A 3,205-nucleotide genomic window follows, 5' to 3' on the forward strand; every position below is an offset into this window, starting at 1 on the left:
TGCTTAGGCTTTGCGACTGCTACGCAGCCGACGGGGGGGCAAGCCCCCTCGCCACAAAGGCTCGCTCCCACAGGGTATGGGGGTTATTCGTACTGGCTGAGCAACCGCTCCATCCGAGCATCCAGCCGGCGCTTGATCTCGGTTTCAATATGCGGCGCGAAATCGTCGATCACGTCTTGCATGATCAACAGCGCGGCGGCTCGCAGTTCGCTGTCCAGATGCAGCAAGGCTTCGGCGCTTTTGCTGGTGGCCGCTGCCGGTTGGGCGGCAGGGGCGGGCGGCGGTGTCTGTTCAACCGGCTGCGGCGCATTGCCGGCAAGCTCGAACAACACGGGAATCTGTTCCTGATCATCCTCGATGACCGTGTCGGTCAGCAGCGGTGGTTGCAGGTTGTCATCGCCGAGCAGTTGGCGGATCGACTCGAGGTCGTCCAGTAAGTGCGCGGACTGTTGTTGCGGTTTTGGAGTGTCCATCGGAATGCTCAGAGTCGCTGTAAACGGTGGTCTTGCAGAGGATAGCCCTGTTCGCGGTAGAAACGGAAACTCTCCCGCGCAGCTGCACGAATCGTCGGATCTTCCACCACCACTTCCGCCACGCGGGCGAATTTGTTGGCGAATGCCGGCACTTTCAGGTCCAGATTGACCAGCAAATCCTGGTGCAGACCGCAGTCATTACCAAGGCCCAGGACGATCAGGCCGTCCGGCTCGCTTTCGGCAGGGCCATGAGGCACGAAGCTTTCGCCCTTGAAGGCCCACAAACGGGCGTCCAGATCCTCACGCTGAGCGGCATCGCTGCAATGCAGGTAAATGCGGTGACCCATGCGCCAGGCTTTTTCGGTGAGCTTGCAGGCGAAATCCAGCCGTGCCGACGGATCGGCGCTGGGCAGGATATAGAAGTCGACTTTGGTCATTGCGGTTCCTGAGCCAAGGGCGGCGTCACTCGAAAGTGACGCCGCCCTTGGTCATTAGTTTCAGGCTTTGGCGCGGTCCAACAGGTATTGGGTCAGCAGCGGAACAGGACGGCCAGTGGCGCCCTTGTCCTTGCCGCCGCTGGTCCATGCGGTGCCGGCGATGTCCAGGTGCGCCCAGTTCAGGTTCTTGGTGAAGCGCGACAGGAAGCAGGCAGCAGTGATGGTGCCGGCTTTCGGACCGCCAATGTTGGCGATGTCGGCGAACGGGCTGTCCAGTTGCTCCTGGTATTCGTCGAACAGCGGCAATTGCCAGGCACGGTCATCAGCCGTTTGGCCGGCGCTCAGCAGTTGGCCGATCAGTTCATCGTTGTTGCCCAGCAGGCCCGAAGTGTGGGAGCCCAAAGCCACGACGCAAGCGCCGGTCAGGGTGGCAATATCGATCACGGCTTGCGGCTTGAAACGCTCGGAGTAGGTCAGGGCATCGCACAGCACCAGGCGGCCTTCGGCGTCGGTGTTGAGGATCTCCACGGTCTGGCCGCTCATGGTGGTGACAATGTCGCCGGGGCGCGAGGCGTTGCCGCTTGGCATGTTTTCGGCGCAGGCCAGGATGCACACCAGGTTGATCGGCAGGTTCAGTTCAAGCACGGCGCGCAGGGTGCCAAACACGCTGGCAGCGCCGCCCATGTCGTACTTCATTTCATCCATGCCGGCGCCCGGCTTCAGGCTTATGCCGCCGGTGTCGAAGGTGATGCCTTTGCCGACCAGTGCGTAGGGCTTCTCGGATTTCTTGCCACCGTTGTATTGCATGACGATCAGGCGTGGCGGCTGTGCACTGCCCTGGCCTACGGCGTAGAACGAGCCCATGCCCAGGTCCTTGATCTTCTTCTCATCAAAGACTTCGACTTTCAGGCTTTTGAATTCTTTACCGAGGTTCTTGGCTTGCTCGCCGAGGAACGTCGGGTGGCAGATGTTCGGCGGCAGGTTGCCCAGGTTGCGGGTGAAGGCCATGCCGTTGGCGATAGCGGTGGCATGACTCACTGCCCGCTGGACTTCAGCCTGTGCTGCCTTGATGGTCAGCAGGGTGACTTTCTTCAGGGCGCGAGGTTCGGCTTTCTGGCTCTTGAACTGGTCGAAGGTGTATTCGCCGTCCACCAGGGTTTCTGCCAGCAAGCGGGTTTTGCCGTAGCTGTCGCGGCCTTTGACCACGACTTCATCCAGCGCCAGTACCGCATCGCTGCCGGCCAGGCCTTTGAGGGTGTTGAGTACGCCGGCAATGATTTTGCGGAACGGGCGGTCGCCGAGTTCTTCGTCCTTGCCCACGCCTACCAGCAGAACACGTTCAGCCTTGAGATTCGGCAAGCTATGCAGTAACAGGCTCTGGCCGACCTTGCCGGCGAGGTCGCCGCGCTTGAGCACTGCACTGATGGCGCCGCCGCTAAGTTCGTCCAGTTGTTTGGCCACGGCGCCGAGCTTGCGGCCTTCGCCGACGGCGACGACCAGAGTGGCAGTCTTCAACGTTTCTGGGCTAACGCTTTTTACAACCAGTTCCATGTCCGGGTCCCTGAATAATGGTCAACGTGCGTGGGCAAAACGGCGACGCACAGACGCTTGCTTATATAGATAGAAAGACGCAGGTCACGGCCCGCGACAAAGGCCGCAGTTTGAACCTCGCTCCGTGCGCCTGACAACCCTCGGTTGTACGATCTTCAGCGCATCGGCCGCCAGCTTGAGCATGCGCAGTGACAGGCGCACCCAATCACAGGATAATGCGCCATCTTTTTCGGCAGCTCTTCCCTGTGGGCTGTCTGATACGTTTGCTTGTTTGGCCGCCTTAGCCTGACAACCCTGGAGTGTCTGGTTTGATTGTCTTCCGTTATCTGTCCCGCGAAGTCCTGTTGACCTTGAGCGCTGTCAGCGCCGTGTTGCTGGTCATCATCATGAGCGGTCGCTTCATCAAATACCTTGCCCAGGCGGCCGCGGGCCTGCTGGATCCGGGCTCGCTGTTCCTGATCATGGGCTTTCGTCTGCCAGGCTTCCTGCAACTGATCCTGCCACTGGGCCTGTTTCTCGGGATCCTGCTGGCGTACGGTCGTTTGTACCTGGAAAGCGAAATGACGGTGCTGTCGGCCACCGGTATGAGCCAGCAGCGTCTGTTTGTCATAACCCTGTTTCCGGCCACGCTGGTCGCGCTGGTAGTGGCCTGGTTGAGCCTGAGCCTAGCGCCACAAGGTGCCAATCAGTTCCAGTTGCTGCTGAACAAGCAAGATGCACTTACCGAGTTCGATACCCTGGAAC

The 3,205-nt window shown here is 60.3% G+C and carries 4 protein-coding genes; 1 reads left to right on the plus strand and 3 read right to left on the minus strand.

The genetic code is table 11. The features are described 5' to 3' along the window. Window positions 1–83: 83 nt before the first annotated feature. The 3 genes from AC1DRJ_RS22435 to AC1DRJ_RS22445 are packed head-to-tail and all read right to left on the minus strand — an operon-like array spanning window position 84 to window position 2,461. The gene (locus AC1DRJ_RS22435; RefSeq protein ID WP_477804069.1) at window positions 84–473 is read right to left on the minus strand and encodes a DNA polymerase III subunit chi; all 390 of its coding nucleotides are present in this window, start codon (window positions 471–473) and stop codon (window positions 84–86) included. Window positions 474–481: 8 nt separating this feature from the next. Beyond that, entirely contained in the window at window positions 482–910 is a 429-nt protein-coding gene (locus tag AC1DRJ_RS22440; RefSeq protein WP_477804070.1) for a DNA polymerase III subunit chi, read from the minus strand. Window positions 911–970: 60 nt separating this feature from the next. Beyond that, window positions 971–2,461 carry a leucyl aminopeptidase gene (locus AC1DRJ_RS22445; RefSeq protein ID WP_477804071.1) on the minus strand — a complete coding sequence of 497 codons (1,491 nt, stop codon included), beginning with the start codon at window positions 2,459–2,461 and terminating at the stop codon, window positions 971–973. A 308-nt stretch (window positions 2,462–2,769) separates the two neighbouring features. Here AC1DRJ_RS22445 and AC1DRJ_RS22450 point away from each other — a divergent pair. Next, window positions 2,770–3,205, plus strand: a 436-nt coding sequence (locus AC1DRJ_RS22450; protein ID WP_477804072.1) for an LptF/LptG family permease, incomplete at its 3' end; no start/stop codon positions are given.

The sequence above is a fragment of the Pseudomonas sp. P5_B2 genome (assembly GCF_056400445.1).